This window comes from Paraburkholderia sp. GAS448 (assembly GCF_050435685.1).
Classification (GTDB): Bacteria; Pseudomonadota; Gammaproteobacteria; order Burkholderiales; family Burkholderiaceae; genus Paraburkholderia.
In genome coordinates this window covers 13712-33833 of the sequence record NZ_JBNDKT010000043.1, presented here as the reverse complement: position 1 = coordinate 33833, position 20122 = coordinate 13712, and the positions used below count along the sequence as shown (strand labels likewise).

General features: G+C 60.0%; 19 protein-coding genes and 4 pseudogenes. 8 read left to right on the top strand and 15 right to left on the bottom strand.

The window, feature by feature from the left end:
• Nucleotides 1-316: 316 nt before the first annotated feature.
• Together P3T23_RS40435 and wrbA are read left to right on the top strand one after the other, a co-directional pair.
• Nucleotides 317-1384, top strand: a pseudogene (locus P3T23_RS40435) (cyclic nucleotide-binding domain-containing protein); the annotation flags it as partial.
• Between the two features lie 860 nt (nt 1385-2244).
• Entirely contained in the window at nt 2245-2847 is a 603-nt protein-coding gene (gene wrbA, locus P3T23_RS40430) for an NAD(P)H:quinone oxidoreductase (protein ID WP_429321653.1), read from the top strand.
• Nucleotides 2848-3054: 207 nt separating this feature from the next.
• Here wrbA and P3T23_RS40425 read toward each other — a convergent pair.
• Nucleotides 3055-3454: pseudogene (locus P3T23_RS40425) on the bottom strand (SDR family oxidoreductase); the annotation flags it as partial.
• A gap of 4 nt (nt 3455-3458) precedes the next feature.
• Here P3T23_RS40425 and P3T23_RS40420 point away from each other — a divergent pair.
• Nucleotides 3459-3584: pseudogene (locus tag P3T23_RS40420) on the top strand (IS30 family transposase); the annotation flags it as partial.
• 256 nt (nt 3585-3840) lie between these two features.
• Here the strand turns inward: P3T23_RS40420 and P3T23_RS40415 are convergent.
• The 9 genes from P3T23_RS40415 to P3T23_RS40375 all read right to left on the bottom strand — a co-directional run bounded on the left by P3T23_RS40415 (nt 3841) and on the right by P3T23_RS40375 (nt 10161).
• Nucleotides 3841-4233, bottom strand: a complete 393-nt coding sequence (locus P3T23_RS40415; RefSeq protein ID WP_429321652.1) for a hypothetical protein — start codon at nt 4231-4233, stop codon at nt 3841-3843.
• A gap of 301 nt (nt 4234-4534) precedes the next feature.
• Entirely contained in the window at nt 4535-4780 is a 246-nt protein-coding gene (locus P3T23_RS40410) for a DUF6900 domain-containing protein (RefSeq protein WP_429321651.1), read from the bottom strand.
• Nucleotides 4781-4786: 6 nt separating this feature from the next.
• A complete protein-coding gene (locus tag P3T23_RS40405; protein ID WP_429321650.1) occupies nt 4787-5089 on the bottom strand; it encodes a hypothetical protein in 303 nt (100 codons plus the stop codon).
• A gap of 257 nt (nt 5090-5346) precedes the next feature.
• Entirely contained in the window at nt 5347-5604 is a 258-nt protein-coding gene (locus tag P3T23_RS40400; RefSeq protein WP_429321649.1) for a hypothetical protein, read from the bottom strand.
• A 69-nt stretch (nt 5605-5673) separates the two neighbouring features.
• Nucleotides 5674-5907, bottom strand: coding sequence for a hypothetical protein (locus P3T23_RS40395; RefSeq protein WP_429321685.1), 234 nt, complete (start codon nt 5905-5907; stop codon nt 5674-5676).
• Between the two features lie 151 nt (nt 5908-6058).
• Nucleotides 6059-6877 (bottom strand): ABC transporter permease subunit, encoded by an 819-nt coding sequence (locus P3T23_RS40390; protein WP_429321648.1) that lies wholly within the window; start codon nt 6875-6877, stop codon nt 6059-6061.
• Nucleotides 6874-7806: an ABC transporter permease subunit gene (locus tag P3T23_RS40385; RefSeq protein WP_429321647.1), complete on the bottom strand. Its 933-nt coding sequence runs from the start codon at nt 7804-7806 to the stop codon at nt 6874-6876. The genes P3T23_RS40390 and P3T23_RS40385 overlap by 4 nt, the downstream gene beginning before the upstream one ends.
• Nucleotides 7803-8966 carry an ABC transporter ATP-binding protein gene (locus P3T23_RS40380; protein WP_429321646.1) on the bottom strand — a complete coding sequence of 388 codons (1164 nt, stop codon included), beginning with the start codon at nt 8964-8966 and terminating at the stop codon, nt 7803-7805. The genes P3T23_RS40385 and P3T23_RS40380 overlap by 4 nt, the downstream gene beginning before the upstream one ends.
• Before the next feature lie 94 nt (nt 8967-9060).
• A complete protein-coding gene (locus tag P3T23_RS40375) occupies nt 9061-10161 on the bottom strand; it encodes a polyamine ABC transporter substrate-binding protein (protein ID WP_429321645.1) in 1101 nt (366 codons plus the stop codon).
• Between the two features lie 328 nt (nt 10162-10489).
• On the opposite strand from P3T23_RS40375, the pseudogene P3T23_RS40370 reads away from it, so the two are divergent.
• Nucleotides 10490-11022, top strand: a pseudogene (locus P3T23_RS40370) (divalent metal cation transporter); the annotation flags it as partial.
• Between the two features lie 155 nt (nt 11023-11177).
• Nucleotides 11178-11381 (top strand): DUF1289 domain-containing protein, encoded by a 204-nt coding sequence (locus P3T23_RS40365; protein ID WP_429321644.1) that lies wholly within the window; start codon nt 11178-11180, stop codon nt 11379-11381.
• Nucleotides 11382-11467: 86 nt separating this feature from the next.
• Here the strand turns inward: P3T23_RS40365 and P3T23_RS40360 are convergent, their stop codons facing one another.
• Both P3T23_RS40360 and P3T23_RS40355 read right to left on the bottom strand, forming a co-directional pair.
• On the bottom strand, nt 11468-12064 hold the full coding sequence (locus P3T23_RS40360) for an OmpW/AlkL family protein (protein WP_429321684.1): 597 nt from the start codon (nt 12062-12064) through the stop codon (nt 11468-11470).
• A 118-nt stretch (nt 12065-12182) separates the two neighbouring features.
• Nucleotides 12183-13373 (bottom strand): NAD(P)H-dependent flavin oxidoreductase, encoded by a 1191-nt coding sequence (locus tag P3T23_RS40355; protein ID WP_429321643.1) that lies wholly within the window; start codon nt 13371-13373, stop codon nt 12183-12185.
• A 556-nt stretch (nt 13374-13929) separates the two neighbouring features.
• On the opposite strand from P3T23_RS40355, the gene P3T23_RS40350 reads away from it, so the two are divergent.
• On the top strand, nt 13930-15633 hold the full coding sequence (locus P3T23_RS40350; RefSeq protein WP_429321642.1) for a porin: 1704 nt from the start codon (nt 13930-13932) through the stop codon (nt 15631-15633).
• Between the two features lie 79 nt (nt 15634-15712).
• Nucleotides 15713-15808 (top strand): IS3 family transposase, encoded by a 96-nt coding sequence (locus P3T23_RS40345; protein WP_429321683.1) that lies wholly within the window; start codon nt 15713-15715, stop codon nt 15806-15808.
• Between the two features lie 80 nt (nt 15809-15888).
• On the opposite strand, the gene P3T23_RS40340 is transcribed toward P3T23_RS40345, so the two are convergent.
• Both P3T23_RS40340 and P3T23_RS40335 read right to left on the bottom strand, forming a co-directional pair.
• A complete protein-coding gene (locus tag P3T23_RS40340; protein WP_429321641.1) occupies nt 15889-17481 on the bottom strand; it encodes an ABC-F family ATPase in 1593 nt (530 codons plus the stop codon).
• A 114-nt stretch (nt 17482-17595) separates the two neighbouring features.
• Nucleotides 17596-18504: an NAD(P)-dependent oxidoreductase gene (locus P3T23_RS40335; RefSeq protein ID WP_429321640.1), complete on the bottom strand. Its 909-nt coding sequence runs from the start codon at nt 18502-18504 to the stop codon at nt 17596-17598.
• 168 nt (nt 18505-18672) lie between these two features.
• Between P3T23_RS40335 and P3T23_RS40330 the strand changes: the two genes are divergently transcribed.
• The gene (locus tag P3T23_RS40330) at nt 18673-18888 is read left to right on the top strand and encodes a dodecin (RefSeq protein ID WP_429321639.1); all 216 of its coding nucleotides are present in this window, start codon (nt 18673-18675) and stop codon (nt 18886-18888) included.
• 130 nt (nt 18889-19018) lie between these two features.
• On the opposite strand, the gene P3T23_RS40325 is transcribed toward P3T23_RS40330, so the two are convergent.
• A complete protein-coding gene (locus tag P3T23_RS40325; RefSeq protein WP_429321638.1) occupies nt 19019-20110 on the bottom strand; it encodes a BMP family ABC transporter substrate-binding protein in 1092 nt (363 codons plus the stop codon).
• Between the last annotated feature and the right edge of the window lie 12 nt (nt 20111-20122).

The following is a 20122-nucleotide window of genomic DNA, read 5'->3' as shown; positions in this document are numbered from 1 at the left end:
ATTGAGGATGAAGGTCACCTCTTGGCACATCAACAATTGATCGAGACGCGTTGCCCGCACTGCTCATTCACTGACCTCAAGAGAAAGTTGAGATGGGACGGAGATTGGGCGTGCGATGCTCGCCCGAAGAGGACGTTGCTCAATGGCCATGATTCCCGCGTGGAATAGCGTTGCCGAAGAGCTCTTGAGGTGCGGCTTAAGCAAACGCAGAACTGCGCTTCGTCGCGATGGTTTAAGCTGCTCGTGGGGCTTCGAACGCCGCGGCGACGCCCACCTGGCAGTCTCAGTCGGGTTCAGGCAGCACGCGGTTGAGAGGATCGCGACGATCACTGACGTTTTTTCGCGAGGCGGGGCCCACGAGAACGAAGCTGCCTTGGGCGAGGAGGTTCAGACACCAGGCAGCAACCCGCGATACTTCCAAATGTTTCCAACACTGACCGATGTCGAGATAGTGCGGGTGAGTCGATTTGGTGCGCCCTGCTGCTATGCCGCGGGCCAGATGCTCTACAGCGTGGGCGGTTTGAGCCCCGGCATGTTCGTGCTGTTGTCGGGTGCGATATGTTACGTGGCACGCGATGGACCAGGCCGCCGCCGCTTGCTCCGCGCTCGCGTGCAACGCGGTGAGTTCACCTCTGATATCGGCATGCTCTTGGGCAAGCCTGCCCTCGTCGATGCGCAGGCGATCGAAACCGCCGAGGCGCTCGTCATCCCACCCGAGAGGCTACGTGCCTTGATGATTGCCGAGGCCGACCTCGGCGAAAGAATCATGCGCACCCTGATCCTGAGGCGCGTTGCGTTGATCGAGCACGGGAAGGGTGTCGTACTAGTAGCCGCGCCTGATAGCGCCCGGTTGCTTGCGTTGCAGTACTTTTTGCGGCGTAACGGTTACCCGCACATGGCGCTCGACGTCGAAGACGCCGATGCCATCACCTTGCTCGAGCGCCTGAGTCCCAGAAGCGATGATCTACCGCTCGTCGTTTGTCCTGACGGCACCGTGTTACGCAACCCTGACGAGCGGCAACTCGCATCATGCTTAGGCGTCCTGCTTGAATCTGATCCGTCACACATCTACGAAGTCGCCATAGTCGGCGTTGGTCCGGCCGGACTCGCAGCAGCCGTCTATGCCGCGTCAGAAGGGTTATCGGTAGCCGCTTTCGATTGCCGGGCGCCGGGTGGCCAGGCGGGCAAGAGCGCGCGTATTGAGAATTACCTCGGCTTTCCTACCGGAATTTCGGGGCACGCGCTTGCCGCCAGGGCGTTCACTCAACCGCAGAAATTCGGCGCGCACATTTCGATTCCGACGGAGGTGAAGACCCTGCATTGCGAGCGCTATCCGCTCGAAATCGAGCTTTCCGACGCACGCCGTATCACGGCGCGGTCTGTCGAATCCGACATTGCTCGAACGGGTGATCAAAGGTCCTGCGTACTCTTCGCTGACGCGCGAGCGGTTATTTGCGCGGATGGAGAAGGGGCAATACCGCCTCTTGGCAGAACCAGGCAGAAGCGAAAGAAAGCTTTCAACCAGCTTGGGGCTTAACAAAGTGGAGGAACTCGATTCTCTCTTTGAATCGGTTTTGAGCTGGCCACTTTGGTATTGCCTCGAAATCCGAAAACCACTTTGGGAAACTTCCTGGCTTGCCGACGATATTATAAAAACCAATAACCATCGAATTCCCTATGTACCGTCGCCCCCGCGCACCGATGTCAGTGACGCCGTTCGGTCTCGGGAATCGAGAGCAGGTAACACCGATCAAACGACTACAAGTCAAGAACCCCGACACCATTCAAACACGTTTGCCGGAAGAAGGCGGAACCCAATCGCCATTGCAGGAAACTGACGTCATTTCATCAGGTTTATCTAGCGGTTCCCACCGACATTCTTGTCCAGTTGAAGCAACGATAATTAGAAAAATCAATAAGTTAGGCATATTGGCCATCACTCAAATTTCCCGAGGGCGTACACAACCAGCACAATACGAAGTCAGCCAGTTTCAAGGACTACGAATTTACTTGTGCCACCGTGATCGAGCGCCCCGCTTGCCTTCGGCCGCGGATCAACAGGTTGACAGGGCGAACCGGTGCTATCTTTACATCCGGGCCGCCGAGGCACTCGCATGGCCACCTGACATCGGCCGCAGCAAGCGTGTCGAAGCAGGCGTTTCGGCTGTCTCCGTCATTCTCTGCCAGAGGTGACATCAAATCGTAATCTCAATCAATCGCACACTCCTCAACCCAGGAGAAATCATGGCAAAAGTACTCGTGCTTTACTACTCGATGTACGGTCATATCGAAACGATGGCTGAAGCGGTGGCCGAGGGCGCACGGTCGGTCACCGGCACCGAGGTGACGATCAAACGTGTCGCGGAGACGATTCCGGCGGACCAGGCCGCAGCCTACGGAGTCAAACTCGACCAGAAAGCGCCTGTGGCGACACCGGACGAACTCGCCAGTTACGATGCCATCATTTTCGGGACGCCAACGCGGTTCGGCAATATGGCCGGTCAGATGCGCACCTTCCTCGACCAGACCGGCGGACTCTGGATGAAAGGCGCGCTCATCGGGAAGATCGGGAGCGTGTTCGCGTCGACTGGTACCCAGCATGGCGGCCAGGAGACCACCATCACGTCGTTTCACAGCACGCTGCTGCATCAAGGCATGGTTATCGTGGGCGTGCCGTATGCGTGCGCCGGCCTCACCAACATGGTCGAGATCACGGGTGGATCACCCTACGGTGCAACCACGCTGGCAGGCACCGACGGCAAACGGCAACCCTCGGGGAATGAACTGGATGTCGCGCGGTACCAGGGCAAACACGTTGCCGAACTTGCTTCGAAGCTCGCTGGTTAGCGTCTAACCGGTGCAAGCCTAACGTAGAACGGGAGGGTGATCGGGTGTCGCCCTCCTTTTGCCTGGTCAGTATGACGGCGCAAGGGCGTCTATCCTGGGCGCTCGTCCGACACACCGGGCGGCTTGCCGGCGCATACAGGTTCGAGCGACCGGCTTACGACAGCCACCGCGCCGCATGAACATCGGGCGCTGACGCCCAGCGAATCTGGTACGGGAAATCGAAGCCCTGCCGTCAATCAGCGAAGCTGTGCCGGTCACGAACGATGAATCGTCGAACGCGAGGTAAAGCACCGAACGGGCCAGTTCTTCCGGTTTGGCCACGCGCTTGAGCGCATGCAGGTTAGTGATGAATGCCTGCGACTCGGCCGTATTGTTCATATCGCGATACATCCACGGCGCCGGGCAACACTGCGTTCACGCGTATGTTCTGTGGCCCGTATTCGGCTGCGAGCGCTTGAGTCAGGCCGATCAGCCCGGATTTGCTCGCTGCGTACGCCGCCGTTCCTGGAAACGCAAACGTGTACCCGACAAACGTCGATGTGAAGATGATTGATCCGCCGCCCTGCTTCACCATCTCCGGAATCTGGTGCTTCGCGCCCTGAAATGCACACCTGTCCGTGTATTCACAGGCCAAACTCAATGCTGTGGCGAGGCGATTGAATGAGCGTCCGAGGAAGACCCTGAACTTCGAAACCCCAGCCGAGCGATTTCAGCAAACTATTGCGTCCACCGGTTGAATCCGCACTGACAAGCGGTGCATGCTCGATCTCCTGCTGCGATTGGCCGGTCGGCGCACATCCACTACGCCGCTTCGATGACAGAAAGCTCCGGCAAGCGAGTGGGAAAATGCACCCTCTATAGACTATTGTCAGCACCGCCTCGGCTGGCAATAGGGTTTTAGACTCATGTCACTGTGCGGCCCAACCTGTGATCCCCGCCAGGGTTGCCTCGGACCGGACCCATGCATTTGTGGATAGGGTTCGGACCTTGACTTTAATGTTCATGGAGAAAAAGAGCCGTGTTTTTGCGTCCCGATCCTGGTGGTGTCTGCATGTCATTCACCCGTCGTCGAAATAAGCACCACGCGAGAAGGCAGTCCATTTCCGACGACAGAACAGAATGAACATTGCGGGCAAAGAGCGCGAGCGGTTGTTCGATCCAATCGACCGGATCTCGCAGATATTGTTTGGCCTGGTCCGCTTCCGGTCGTTGTTCCGTTTTTCCTGACGACAGCGTGGCACTCGTCATGCGCGTATCGCGCGTGATCAGCCTGGCGATGCTGTTCCTGGCAGGCATCTCGCGCGGCCGATTCGCAGGGCACACGCGGCCTTCGCGTACCGGATTCGCCATGGCCCTGCTGGGTGCCGCGCTGATTGCGGTCGTCATGGCTTTAGGCGGTTGCACGCAGCCGTGCAGACATGGGAGGAGCGGTTTTATCCGGCGCCTGCCGGTTACGTGGGTCATGGCTGTTCGGGGGCCGGCTTCCTGGTGATCGGCGAAGCGATCCGGCAGCCTGTACCGTCTGTCTTTGCGGCAGATAAACGTCGCCAGGGTTCAGGCTTGAAATGAAATTTCAGGTAGATAAGAACGTTTCATGGCTCGAAGACAACACGGTCAGGATACCGAACGTGTGTTGCACGTGAAGCTCACGATCATTGACTTCACTGTTATTCGGCGACGTCGTGTTTTACCGTCCGCCAGCATCGCACTTTTCCGCCGCATGATTCGTGGCGTCAGCGCCTTCCGGGAGGCAACGAGTCACACTATGCCCCACCACCAGACCGGCGTCATAGGCCGCTTCAAGAGCGCGGTAAATGTCGTCAACGCTAACGATGCGGAAGTCGGCGCTGGGCTTTCCGGTCAGTTCGAACGTTTCGATGCCAAGGTTTTCTCTGGCAATGGCGAGCAGTAACTCGATGTGTGCATCACTCATGGTTTTCTATTCCTTAACGATGGTTTCTGAAGTCGGCGTCCTGAGAGACGCGTCAATCCGGCGGTTGGCGGTCCTTATCGCCTTGACCAGCTCACGGGCGCTGTCGTACTCGCGCGCGGCCTGCAGCGAGTCGTGGTCGACCACGCAACGGGCAGTGCGGTCGGCGCGGCGAGCGGCGTACCAGAGGTAAAGGAGTCCCGGCCAGACCATCAGGCAAAACAGGACCGTAAAGACGACCTGCGAAACGGGCTGAAGGGTATGCGGCGATTTTCTCTGGCACACCGGGCAATATTGAAGGCGGACTTTCACGACGGATCTCAGTTGACGGGGCATACACACCCCATTTCTTTCAATATAGAAAGGTTGGGCCTGTGCAGTACGTGGTGAGATGACGCAAGTCGAGGCTCTACTCCAAAACGCCTGGTCCTTGTAGACAACCGCGAAAGGCGGCTGACCCTCGGTACATGAAGCGTTTCCTTACAAAAGCCCGGCTGGCGCGCGGCGAGCGCGGCCCGGCCGTGTAGAGCCTCGTCCAGTTCGCCGCCGCACGATCGGAGGGCGGCTAGCTAGCGTCGGACGGCCGCGCCACGCACGGCGGTGCGAAGGGTGAATGCGTGGCGATCCGCTGGGGATGAATGGTCTGATGAATCTGTCATTTGCCGCGGATAGCCGCCAGTGAGCGGCGTTTTTGGTGCGGCGGATGCGACGTGGTTGATGTTGTCCAGGCGCTCTGTGGCGACCGCCCCCTTGCCCCTGCCCTCATCGGCGAACATCAGCCACTCCTGAAGATCCAGCCGCGTCCCGACGATCGATCCACGCACCATGATTGCTCAGTGCCAGATAGAACAGCCTGGTCACGGCCTCGTCGGTCGGGAACGAGCTGCGGGTCTTGATCACCTCGCGCAGGCTCTGGCCGCCCGTGCGACCCCGCCCGGTTGCGCTGTGAGCGCGAATTCGTAGTTGTCGTGCTGTCCCACCGGCTCCCTGTGTTTTTCCATGGGAGAACGGTTATGCGCATCATTGGTCTGGATGTGCCGCGATCCCGGCGATCGATCGCGTACCTGGAAGACGGCGTACTGCGTGCCGGTGATCGAGATGAGCGTGGGCGACACCTCGGTGCCGTACACACCCTCTCAGGCCCCGTCTCCATCGCGCAGACAAGCTCGCTTGACGGAACGGGGCTTAGGTTCAGAGCATCACCCCGTACAGGGGCGACGCCAATAAACCACTAACAAAACAGGGAAAGGCCATCGGCCAGAACCAAAGAACCCAAACCCGTCAAACCGCCATCGCCATCCGCTTCTTCTCGGCCCGTTGCATATAAAGATTGGCAACCACAACGCCAACGGTAACAACAGCAATGAACAACGTCGCCAAAGCATTCATCTCAGGATTCAACCCCAACCTCACCCGAGAAAAAACGACCAGCGGCAACGTCGTCGACCCAGGCCCGGAAAGAAACGCCGACAGCACGAGATCATCGATGGAAAGCGTGAACGACAGCAGCCAGCCGGCAACCAGCGCCTGAGAAATCAACGGCAACGTAATGGCAAAAAACACCCGGAAAGGCGTCGCGCCAAGATCAAGCGCGGCCTCCTCGAGCGAGGGATTCAACTCCCGAACCCGGGACTGCACGATGATCGCGACGTAGGAAATGCACAGCATCACATGCCCGATCCAGATCGTGAATATCCCCCGCCCGGCGGGCCACCCCAGCCACTTCCCCATTTCGATAAAGAGCAGCAGCAGCGAAATCCCCTGGATCACCTCGGGAATCACAAGCGGCGCATTGATCATCCCCGTGTAAAGGGTGAAACCGCGAAATCGCCCCATCCGCGCCAGCACAAACCCCGCCCACGTACCGATGAACACCGACGCAAACGCCGTCAGCAAGCCGATCTGCAACGACAGCCACGCAGCATGGATCAACTCGTCGTCATCGAGCAACGCCGCGTACCATCTCGTCGAAAACCGTGTCCATACCGTGACCAGTTGCGACTCATTGAACGAGTACACAACCAGACTGACGATCGGCACATAGAGAAACAAAAAACCGATGCCAAGCGCAACGATTTGCAGAAAGCGATTCGGCTTCATCGGCGCTTTTCCTCCAGTTCCTTCGCCTGCGCATACTGAAACAGCGCCATCGGCACCAGCAGCAGCACGACCATCGCGCAGGTCACCGCCGAAGCCATTGGCCAGTCGGCGTTATCGAAGAACTCATTCCACATCACGCGGCCGATCATCAACGTGTTCGCGCCACCCAGCAGTTCTGGAATCACGTACTCGCCCACCGCCGGAATGAAAACCAGCAGACAGCCGGCGATCACGCCATTCTTCGACAGCGGCAGCGTAATCTGCATGAACGCCTTCCACGGCCTGGCGCCGAGATCGTACGCGGCCTCGAGCAGCGTCAGGTCCATCTTCACAAGGTGCGCATACAACGGCATCACGAGAAACGGCAGATACGAATACACCATGCCGATATAGACGGCCGTATTCGTGTGATACAGCTCGATCGGCGCATGGATGATCCCGATCGACATCAGGAAATTATTCAGCAGGCCGTTGTTCTTCAGAATCCCGATCCACGCATACACGCGCATCAGGAACGACGTCCAGAACGGCAGCATCACGGCCATCATCAACAGGTTGCGCGTCGCCGGATTCGAGCGGGCGATGTAGTACGCCATCGGATAGCCCAGCAGCAGGCACAGGAGCGTCGAAATTGCCGCCACCACCACCGAATTCACATAGGTCGCAAAATACAGGCTGTCGGTTAGCAGAAACGCGTAATGCGACAGGTCGAGCGAAATGTGCAGGACGCCATCCGCGAACGACGTCAGCCCGGTGTACGGCGGAATGCCCAGTTGCAGGTCGGCGAAGCTGATCTTCACCACCAGCAGGAACGGCACGAGGAAAAACAGCAGCAGCCAGACGAACGGCCCCGCCACCACGGCCGTGAGTCCCGTGAGGCCAAAGCGCCGCACGGGCCACGACAGGAACGAATTCAGCCACTTCTTCATGACGTCAGCACCACGCCGGCATTGGCGCTCCAGCGCACATAGATCTCGTCGCCCCATGTCGGCGTTTCGATTTCCGACAGCGCAAGGCTCGACACATTCGCGATGACGGTTTTGCCGCCATCGAGTTTGACGTGATACAGCGAATAGCCGCCCATGTAAGCGACATTTGTGATGATGCCCTTGCCCCAGTTGTAGGCGCCTTCGGGCGGCTTGCGGGTGAGCGCCATGCGCTCCGGCCGCACCGAGATCGTGACAGGCATGCCGAGCGGCCCGGTGATCCCGTGGCTCACGTACAGGCGCGACGGCAGATCGGGCGTTTCGATGAAGACGTGGTCCGGCTCGTCTTCGACGACGTTGCCGTCGAACAGATTGGTCGAGCCGATGAATTCCGCCGAGAAGCGGCTGTTCGGATATTCGTAGACTTCGTGCGGCGTGCCGAGCTGGACGATTTCGCCTTCGCTCATCACCGCGAGGCGCGCAGCCATCGTCATCGCTTCTTCCTGATCGTGCGTGACCATCATGCAGGTGACACCGACCTTGTCGAGAATATTGACGAGTTCGATCTGCGTGCGCTGGCGGATCTGCTTGTCGAGCGCGGACATCGGTTCGTCGAGCAGCAGCAGCTTGGGCCGCTTGACGAGACTGCGTGCGAGCGCGACGCGCTGCTGCTGCCCGCCGGACAGCTGGTGCGGCTTGCGCTTCGCATAGCGCCCCATCTGTACGAGTTCGAGCACGCTGTGGACGCGGTCCTTGATCTCTGCCTTGGCGGCGCCTTCCTGCTTGAGGCCGAACGCCACATTCGCCTCGACCGTCATGTGGGGAAAGAGCGCGTACGACTGGAACATCATGTTCACCGGCCGGCGATACGGCGGCATCTGCGCGAGGTCTTCACCGTCGATCAGAATCTTGCCCGAGGTCACGGATTCGAGCCCCGCGAGCATGCGCAACAACGTCGACTTGCCACAACCGGAGCTGCCGAGCAGCGCAAACAGCTCGCCCTTCTTGACCGACAGGCTCACGCCCTTGACTGCGAATGTCTCGCCAAACTTCTTGACGACATCGACGATCTGCACGAAGTTTTCCGCTGCGTGGTCCGCAGCGAAGGAATTGCCTGGGGACAGCGTACCGGCCCCTGTCAGCGCGCCCGACTGGTCACTCATGATTTCCTGCTTCACTCCTGCGTTTGACGAACAAAGCCCCCGGTGAACACCGGGGGCTTCATGATGATGGGTTATTGCCCTGCCGACGCGGGCATCAGCGGCCGGACTTGAACTCGGTCCACAACCGCGTCTGCAGACGCTGGATTTCCGGCGGCAGCGGCTTCAACAGGAACAGCGTCTTGATGACGTCGGCCGGCGGATAGACGGCTGGATCGTTGGCGACGTCCTTATCCACGTACTTGCGCGCCTCGACGTTCGCGCTCGGGTAGTAGACCTCGTTCGTGATCGCTGCGTGGACCTGCGGCGTTTCGATGTAGTTGATCCACTCGAGCGCGGCTTCCTTGTTCTTCGCGTCCTTCGGAATCGCCATCACGTCGAACCAGACCGGAGCGCCGCCCTTCGGAATGTAATACTCGATCTTGTACGGCTTCTTCGCCTCGACCGCACGATGCTTCGCGATCACCACGTCGCCGGACCAGCCGTATGCGAAGCAGATGTCGCCGCCCACCAGATCGTTAATGTAACCCGACGAGTTGAACTGCGTGATGTACGGACGGATCTTCTTCATCATCGCGAGCGCGGCGCGATAGTCGTCCGGATTCGTGCTCATCGGATCCTTGCCGATATAGTGCAGCGCGGCCGCAAACATCTGGTCCGGCGCGTCGAGCACCGACACGCCGCAGGCTTTCAGCTTCGAAATATATTCCGGCTTGAAAAGGATGTCCCAGTTGTTGAGCGGGACGTCCTTGCCGAGAATCTGCTGGACCTTGGTGACGTTGTAGCCAAGACCTGTCGTGCCGTATGCCCAGGGCACCGAGAACTTGTTGCCCGGATCGGCGCCCGCGACGAGCGCCATCAGCGACGGGTCCAGATACTTGAGATTGGGGAGCTTCGACTTGTCGAGCGGTGCGAAGATGCCCGCTGCGATCTGCTTGCCCGCGTAATTGCTGGTCGGCACGACGATGTCATAGCCGGAATTGCCCGTGAGGAGCTTGGCCTGCAGCGTGTCGTCGCTATCGTAGTTGTCGTACTTGACCTTGACGCCGGTCTGCTTCGAGAAGTTGGGGATCGTGTCCTTGGCGATGTAATCCGACCAGTTGTACACATTGAGCTGCGTATCCTTCGCTGCGGCCGTCACCCACGGAGCCGCACACAATACGAGCGCCGCCAGCCGGCGCGCCATCAGTTTTTTCATCCCGTTCTCCCATCCGGATCGGCCCTCGCGGACCACTACCCCTTCACGCCGCAACGCGCCTGGCGCACGGCTCCCCTGAAAAACCCGAAAGCTACCACTAAATATTGCACGCTTTAAAAAAAATCGCCGTGATGTCGCGCAAACGGTACACGGCACGCGACCTGTCCATCTGACACCATTGAACAAACCGGCGCAATTTTATCGGGTTATCGGCGCGTGTCTACCCGTAAAAAAACCGGCTACCGGGTCTCGCAAGGGACCTGCAAGTTTCAGCGCATGACGGTCAGGTGGTTCTGGACGGCCCCGATCGCCGCCGACGGCGCCCCTCGTCGGCTTGTGTTTCGTCGTCGAACTGGCACTCGCGCGGCCCAACTGGCAGGCGATGCTTGGGGGCGTGGCCCCGGATGGCGACCTGCTGCGCGATGCCGGGATGGTATGGCTTGCGGCGGGGATTCTCGGCGCGACGGTCATGCCGCACAATCTGTATCTGCATTCGAAGCTGGTCAATCGCCATGCGCCCGATGGCGACGACGCCAGCATCGCGAACGCGCTGCGCAGGGTCAATTACGATACTTTCGGCTCGCTGTCATTTGCGTTCGTGATCAACGCGGCGCTTCTCGCCGTCTCGCCGTCTCGCTGTTCGGGCCGCGCGGCTCCAATCAGCTGCTGGTTGCAGGCCAGGTGGTGCTCTGCCTGCAATTGCCCCTCGCCGTCCTGCCGCTCGTCCGATTCGTGTCGGACTCGCGCCTGGTGGGAAGCTGGTGCGTGCGCGGCGTCCCGCTCGTGCTGCCGTGGCGCGCCGTGGGATGCGTCCTGACGCTCAACGGCGCGCTGCTCTGGCAGGTGGCCATGGCGCAATGAAGCATCCGCTCCGGCGCCGCGCGGCGATCCTGAGCGGCCCGCGGGTTCCGCGCTCGTCCGGAAAGCCAGCCGTGCGCGCCGCATGGGTTCACCGGGCGCATAACCCGGATCGGTTAACATATCGGACCGCTTCCGCTTTCCGCCCAAGGTTTTCAATGGCTTCAAACCTTCACGACCTGCCCGACAGCCCCTGCATCGGCGTCTGCTCCACGCTCTTCGACGAAATCTGCAAGGGCTGCGGACGCACCGCCACCGAAGTGTCGAACTGGGTCTTTCTCAGCGACGACGAAAAGCGCCTCGTCTGGGAGCGCATCAAGCGTGAAGGCACGGCGATGCGGTTCCAGAACGACCACCTCTGACGCCTCTTCTTCCCCGACGAAAAAAACGCCGGCCTGCCGGCGTTTCGTTTCCATGGACACGCTGCACGGATACGCGTCGGCGGGCCTCAGAACTTCATCCCGACACCCAGCCCGACCACGAGCGGATCGATATGCAGCGTGCCCAGCGATGAGCCACCGAGCGATGCATCGGTCCGCATCCAGATCTTCTTGATGTCGGCGTTGATGAAGAGGTTCTTCGCGACCTGCACGTCGACGCCCGCCTGCAGCGCCGGTCCGAAACTGTGATTGCTGATCGAGATCGGCTGACCGCCGACGTTCAGACCGTTGTTATAAAAATACGTGTAGTTCAAACCCGTGCCTACGTAGGGCCGCACGCGCCCTTGATGATTGAAGTGATATTGCAGCAGTAGCGTCGGCGGCAACACGTTCACGCCGCCAAGGTTGCCGGGATTCGATGTCAGCTGATGTCGCGACGTGCCGAGAATCAGCTCGACACCGATGTTGTCGCGAATCATGTAGGTGAAGTCCAGTTCCGGAACGATCGCGTTGTTCACGCCGACATTCAGCGCGGACAGCGTGTTGTTCGTGCCGACCTGCGGCATGATGCTGATCGCCCGCAGGCGGACGAGTACGTCGCCGGCGTGAATGCCCCCCATCGTTACATCGTCTGCCGCACTCGCCGGCGTTGCAGCCAGACACATGGCAAGGGCGCACGAGGCCGCAGCCACCCCGTTGATCCAGTTCTTCATGTTGTGTTTCCCCGTTGTCGTCAAGCCTTCGCATTTTCAAAGGCCTCGCGACATGCCGCGTTGACCCCGATCAACCCAGGGAGAACGCACAGCGCCGTGCGACAGGAGGTCGCGCCACGCCCGTCAGCAGCAGTTCGAGCAGATCTCGCACGCTGCGGATCGCATTGCCGAACGGCAACGTCTCGCGGCCGCGAAAGAAGAGTCCATTAGTGACATCGCCACGCAGCGCGGCGGCAAGGCGCGTATCGATACAGAAATGCCCGAACTTCGCGATACCGTCGCGCAGACCGCATGCGCTCAGGCACTCGAGCGCAGTCGGGCACGCGTGCCTCACCGCGCCGATCTTCGCTCGTATGCTGGTCTCGTTGCGCAGATAGCGCGCAAGCCACGGAGTCCTGACCGCTCGTGCGGGCAAGCCGGTGACACTGACGAACTCGACGATGTCTTCCGGCGCCGCGTCGACGAGGACGCGCTTGAAGTTCGGATGCGCGTCGCCTTCCTCGGTGACTGCGAATGGCGTGCCGAGTTGTACGCCGTTTGCTCCGGCTGCAAGACACGCACGAACGACCTCGTGACTGTTGATGCCGCCCGCGACAATCAATGGCACGTCTTCGCGACGCAATCCGAGTGAAGCAAAGGTGGATGCGAGTTCTTCCAGCACGCGGGAAAAAGAGAAACGTTCATCCTGCATGTCCGCGAGATTCGTCACGCCGAGATGGCCGCCAGCGTGCCCAGGATGCTCGATCACAATCGCGTCGGGCAGTCGGCCCTTCTTCATCCACTTCTTCAGCACGAGGGCAACACCGCGACTATCGGAGAGAATCGGGATCAGCGCGATGTCATGGCCCTGCGTGAGATCGGGCAGATCGAGTGGCAAGCCCGCGCCCATCACGATCGCATCGGCGCCGCTCTCGCATGCGACCCGCACATAGTCCGCGTGCGCATTGACCGCTTTCATCACATTGACCGCGATCATCCCCCGCCCTTCGCTCAACGCGCGAGCGGACGCAATTTCGCGCGCGAGCGCGGTGAGGTTCGCGCGTTCGAGCGTCGCGCGTTCCGGATTCACACGGCACAGCTCGACCAGATCAGCATGATGATGGCGCAGGTCGATACTCGCGATCGTGCCGAGCGCGCCCTCACGTGCAACGCTGCCAGCCAGACGATGCGCCGACACGCCAACCCCCATGCCGCCCTGCACAACAGGCAACAGGGTTCGGCCACGGATGACGAGCGGCGCAAAGGAGTGGGATGGAAACATGATGGCGACCTCGTCGACAGAAAAACGTCGATGGTCGCGAATGGGGCGCGCCGCGTATTGCGGCAGGTCAAAGAACGGAGCGTGCGCGGGATGAAGCGCACGCTTTGTTGATCTGCGTCATCTGCTGCTGATATAGCGTTGCCGCCTGACCATCTGCAGACGAACAACCGTGCTGAGACAGAATGCTCCAACGCCCGGCAATGCACGCACAACGGCTGAATCAGTGTCTGCCCAGGCTGCAGGTAATGGATATCATAAAAAAATTTAACTGTCTTAAACGATCAGATGGCCTCAAATTAGGGGCGCACTTCGATCGCAACAAGTTACAAATACATTACTTCAATAGACAAATTGACCATCTATCTCGGGGGATTTGTTACCTGAGATAGCGCACGCATCATGGCAACAAGATTTTCAATATGAGCCGCATCAAGGAGACAGCGGCTCACCCGGAAGGTCAATCAAAAATATGATCTCTTTGTTATAAGAGAAAGATGCCAGAAGTCGCTTTAACTATTATTAATAATAAGTAAAACTAATTATATAGGAGATAGCATTGAAAGCAACGAAGCTGAAGCCGCTTTGCGGGTCACTCCGGCTGTTGTTTTTGGCGGCCGGCAGTGTTGCCTGTTCAGGCGGAGCATTTGGTCAGGCAACTACTTCGAATGATCAGGCGCAAGAGATCCAGCTGTTGAAACAGCAAATGGAAGTGCTCAATAAAAAGCTCGATGCGCTGACTGCCAGGCAAGCTCAATCGGCGAGCAGTCAGCAAGTAGCGAATCCAGGCGTCGTAAGCGCAAGCACGAACACAAACGCAAGCGCAGGCCCAGGCACAAGCGCATCGTCAGGCGTGCAACAGACGTCCGATGCGGACGCATCCTCCGGATGGGGTGCCGGCATGCCGCCCCGGCTGAAGTCGTTGCTGGCTGCGCTAGGCGATATGGAATTCTACGGAAACCTTGATCTCTCTGTGGACTACGCGACCAAAGGCCTCAGTTCCTCATACGTCACGCCAGGCGGGACTGTCGTCTCGCCTCAAGGCCATATGGGCTGGCAGCCAGACATATCGACCAATCTTTCCTATGTCGGGATTCGCGGCAAGCGACCATTCGGTTCAAGCGGGCTCTCGTTCGTCTATCAACTGGAAACTCAACTTGATATCTCAGCGACCGCCGGAACTTCCAATTCGAACTCCGCGCAGGACTCCACCGTCAAGGGCGCTCTTACGTCACGTAACAGCTTCATTGGCGTGGATTCGTCGAAGTGGGGAGCACTGAAGATCGGCAAGACCGATGCTCCCTACAAAACGTCGACTGCACGCATGAATCCATTTTCCGGCACGTGGGGCGATTACTCCATCATCATGGGTAATACGGGCGGCGACAATCGCGTTGAATTCGGCACGCGGCTGGACCACGCGATCTGGTATGAGTCGCCCAGTTTTCACGGCTGGTCTTTCAACGCCCTCGTCTCGCCGGGTCAAAACCGCGGTTTTGAAAATTCGGTGCAGGCCGCCGGCGAGTCTAACTGCACGGGCGGCAACGTGCCCGGTAGCGGCGGGAACCCGATCGCGTGTAACGATGGCAGCTATGGGTCGGCCTACAGCGCGAACCTCGCCTATACCAACGGGCCGCTGTACTTTACGACAGCCTATGAGTTGCACCGCGACGTGAATCGCTCAAGCGATGTGACGAACAGTCCCGCGGCGCTGGCTTCGCCTGATGGGACGGACCCCAACGATATCGGCAACGAATGGGCATTCAAGGTCGGTGCGCAATACAAGCTTCCCACGCTTACCACCGTGAGCGCAATTTTTGAAGTGATGCGCAGAAACATTCCGGCCTACCTGCAATCACAGAACGAGCGGAGCCGTAATGGCTTCTGGCTTGCCGTGACACAGGAATTCACCCCTAAAGATACCGCGAGCGTGGGTTGGGCACACGCCGGTCGCACGCCGGGCGACCCGGGGCAACACAACACGGCTCCGGCCGACCCGAACGCTATTGGTATCCCGAATCCTTCCAACGGCGCCAATATGCTCACCGCGATGTACAGACATTCTGTCGACAAACACGCCACGCTTTATGCAGTTTATGCGGTGGCATTCAATCAGCAGCTTGGCCACTATGCCTTGGGCGCAGGTGGGCGAGCCGTCTCCATTGATTGCCATGACGGCAGTTCGATCTCGAATGGTGCGCCGTTCTGCTACGCGGGAGGCAGACCAATGGGTTTCTCCGTTGGCCTGAATTACAAGTTCTGAGCAAGACAGGGTTGCACGGATGAGAGACGCGGCAGCCTGCCACTGGGCTATCGCGCCTCTCATCATGAATCAGTGGTGAATCGCGAGGGTCAGCAACTACAACTACAAACGCATCAGGCTGAAGTTAAACGGGCTGAGTCCTGTGATGTACAGAACCCAGCCCCCTCGGCCCTAGCCGAAAACTGTCCAATTTTGCGGGGTCACTTCATCGAACGAAGCGGGCTTTTGCAGCGAATCAACGCGCAGCAAAGAAGCTTACTGCACGCCCTGGCTCCCGAGGAAGTCCTCGTAATTGCCGCCGAAGTCGTTCAGCGTGCCGTCGGTCTTCACTTCGATGATCCGGTTAGCCAGGCCGCTCACGAACTCACGGTCGTGCGACACGAAAATCAGCGTACCTTCATACTTTTCGAGCGCGATCTGCAGCGATTCGATCGACTCCATGTCCATGTGGTTGGTCGGCTCGTCCATCAGCAGCACGTTGTGACGGCCCAGCATCAGCTTGCCCCAGATCATGCGGCCCTTCTCACCACCGGAGAGCACCTTCACCGACTTGCGGATATCGTCCGCATTGAACAGCAGCCGGCCGAGCGTGCCACGCACCGACTGCTCGTCGTCGCCTTCCTTGCGGTAGTTGTCGATCCAGTCCATCAGCGTGACGTCGTCCGGAAACTCTTCGTACGTGTCCTGCGGCATGTAGCCGACGTTCGCGTTTTCCGCCCACTTGACCGTGCCGTGATCCAGCTCGACGTTGCCGCGCAGCGAGCGCAGCAGCGTGGTTTTGCCCGCGCCGTTCTCGCCGATGATCGCGATACGCTCGCCGGGTTGCACGCTCAGATTGAAATTCTGGAAGATCGTGCGGTCGTACTTCTTCGTGATCGTGTCCGCGACCACCGCGATGTTGTGCAGCTTCTTCTCGTACTCGAAGCGGATGAACGGATTCTGCCGCGACGACGGCTTGAATTCCTCGATCTTGATCTTTTCGATCTGCTTCGCGCGGCTGGTTGCCTGACGCGCCTTCGACTTGTTCGCCGAGAAGCGGCGCACGAAGTCCTGCAGGTCGGCGACGCGCTCTTTCGCCTTCGCGTTCGCCGCCTGCTGACGCTCGCGGGCCTGCGTGCTGGCCAGCATGTAGTCGTCGTAGTTGCCCGGGTAGACCTTCAGCGTGCCGTAGTCCATGTCCGCCATGTGCGTGCAGACCTGGTTCAGGAAGTGTCGATCGTGCGAGATGATGATCATCGTCGAGTTGTACTGGTTGAGGACGTCTTCCAGCCAGCGGATCGAGTTGATGTCCAGGTTGTTGGTCGGCTCGTCGAGCAGCAGCACGTCGGGCTTCGAGAAGAGTGCCTGCGCCAGCAGCACGCGCAGCTTCCAGCCGGGCGCGACATTGCTCATCGGACCGTCATGCAGATCGATCGCGATGCCGATGCCGAGCAGCAGTTCGCCTGCGCGCGCTTCGGCCGTGTAGCCGTCGTACTCGGCGAACTTCGCTTCGAGCTCCGCGGCGTGCATGTAGTCGTCGTCGGTGGCGTCGGGGTTCGCATAGATCGCGTCGCGCTCGGTCATCGCGGCCCACATTTCGGTGTGACCCATCATGACGACGTCGAGCACGCGCACGTCTTCGTACGCAAACTGGTCCTGGCGCAGCTTGCCGAGGCGGATGTCAGGTTCGAGCATGACCTGGCCCGAGCTCGGTTCGAGGTCGCTGCCGAGGATCTTCATGAAGGTCGACTTGCCGCAACCGTTCGCTCCGATCAGGCCATAGCGGTTGCCTTCCCCGAATTTGACCGAGATGTTCTCGAAGAGGGGCTTAGGCCCGAATTGCATGGTGATGTTGGCGGTAGACAGCACGGCGCGTCCCTTTGAATGATATATCGGCGAAAAACCCAGTATTTTAGCAGGTTATCGCCGGTCTTTTCTGACTGGAGACCGCGGGCTCTCCCCACCTGATCCGGCCCGGTTTGATTACTGCGCCGAACGGCGATCAGGCTGGAGCACGTCGACGAACGCGGCAAAGTCGGCATTCGAGAGCCCCATCGCTGCGGCGAGCCTCAGCAGTTGCTGGACCGTGCCCGAAACCGGCATCGGCGTGCCGGTCTCGAACGCCGTCGCGGCGACCGTATCGACGTCCTTCTGAAAGGTCTTCAGCGCACCGAGCGGCGGCAGACCGGCTTGCGTCATGCGTGGGACGAAGGTTTGCAACAGCACCGAATCCGCCCAGCCGCCGGCCAGCGCTTCCGTCAGACGCGCGGCGTCGATGCCGCTCCTTTGCGCGAGCGTGACCGCTTCGGCGATCGCGGCCACCGTCGATGTGACGATTGCCTGGTTGCACAGCTTGGTGGTCTGACCCGCGCCGACCGCGCCCATGTGGGTGACGCGCGAGGCATAAGCGTTGATCACCGGCGTTACCGCTGCGACGTGGGCCGCGTCACCGCCCGCCATGATCGCCAGCGTGCCCGCCGTCGCCCCTCCGACACCGCCTGATACGGGCGCATCGACCCAGCCGACGCCAGCCGCAGCAGCCCGCTCCGCCAGCGCGCGGGTCGCGGACGGTGGAATGCTCGAATGATCGACGATCCAGCGAACCTTGCCGGCCGCGCTCGCGCCGACATCATCGCCAGCATCGGGCCCGAGCAGGCCATTCACGCCGAAAATCACATCTTCGACGGCGGCCGCATCGGCGACACACAGCAGCACCGCCTCAGCGTGGGCGGCAAGTTCGTGCGGCGTGTCGACCACCTTCGCGCCGTCTTCCTGCAGCGCTTCGGCCTTCGCCCGCGTGCGGTTCCACACATGCACGGCATGACCTGCGCGCAGCAGGTGCCGGATCATCGGCCCGCCCATCAGGCCCGGTCCACAAAAGCCGATTTCCACTCTGGGTACCTCGTTTTCGAAGGGTGTTGGCAGTCTTCGTCATCATACCGGCCGCCATGCGAGTCGCCATGCCGGGCACGCGACGTGCGTCACCCACTTGCATCGCGCAAGCCGGCCCGCCGATGGTCGCGGCATTGCCTATACTTTTTTCAACCTCTGGAGGAGCTCATGAAAGAAAAAGACCACGTCTACAAGCAGATCGAGCTGACCGGCTCGTCGACGAAATCGAGCGACGATGCGATCCGCACCGCGATAGAAAAAGCCTCGAAGACATTGCGCAACCTGCACTGGTTCGAAGTGACCGAGACCCGAGGCCAGATCGAGGACGATAAGGTCGTCCACTGGCAGGTGACCATCAAGGTCGGGCTGCGCATCGAGGAGTGATGCATCGCAGCAGGCCGCGCAAGGCGACAAAAAAGGGTTGCGCCCGCATCGAGCGCAACCCTTGAAAACAGCGGCGCGGGCCGCTGCATGGTCGATGGTGGCCGGACTGACTGTGCCTTGAACAGTCCCGCTATTTCGGCAAGGAGCCGTCGACACCTTCGACGTACCAGTTGAGCCGCTGCAGTTCCGGGTCGGTCAGCGTCTTGCCGGCCGGCACCTTCACGCTGCCCGACTGATCCTTGATCGGGCCGGTGAACACATCCCACTTGCCGCTCGCCAGCTGCTCGCGCTTGCCTTCGACTTCCTTCTGCGCATTGGCGGGAATCGCGCCGGTGTTCAGATCTTCAAGGTTGACGGCTTTCTGCGGAATGCCCCACCACACCGGGTCGTTCTTCCACTTGCCATCCAGCACCTGCTGGATCGCCGCGATGTAATACACGCCCCAGTGCGCGACCACCGAACCTAGGTGCGCGTCAGGACCGAACTTCTTCATGTCCGAATCCCAGCCGAACGCGTGTACGTGCTTTTCCGAAGCCGTCGCGAGCGTCGCGCTGGAGTCGGTGTTCTGCAGCAGCACATCGGCGCCCTGCCCGATCAGCGTTTCGGCGGCCTGCTTTTCCTTGCCCGGATCGAACCAGCTGTTGATCCAGATAACCTTCGTATGAATCTTCGGATTCACCGAACGCGCGCCGAGCGTGTACGCATTGATATTGCGCACCACCTCGGGAATCGGCACCGACGCCACGAAGCCGAGCGTGTTGGTCTTCGTCACATAGCCCGCCGCGACGCCGGCCAGATAGGCGCCCTGGTACATCCGCACGTCATAGGTGCCGAAGTTCGGGGCCTTCTTGTAGCCGGTGGCGTGCAGGAACACCGTATCCGGGAAGTCCTTCGCCACCTTCAACATGAAGTCCTGATAGCCGAAGCTCGAACCGATGATGATCTTGTTGCCCTTGTTGGCGAGATCGCGGAACACGCGTTCGGAGTCGGCCGATTCCGGCACGTTTTCCACTCGCGTGATCCTGATCTTGTTGCCGAAGTGCGCCTCGGCTTCCTTCGAGCCCTGGTCGTGCGCGAAAGTCCAGCCGGCGTCGCCCGGGTTGCCGAGGTAGACGAATGCGACGCCCGGCGCGTCGGCCGCGCGCGCGGTCTGCGTCAGGGTCGCGCCCAGACTCAGCGAGGCGGCGGCCAGCGCGAGTGCGGTCAGCATTTTTCTTCTCATCGTTGCTTCTCC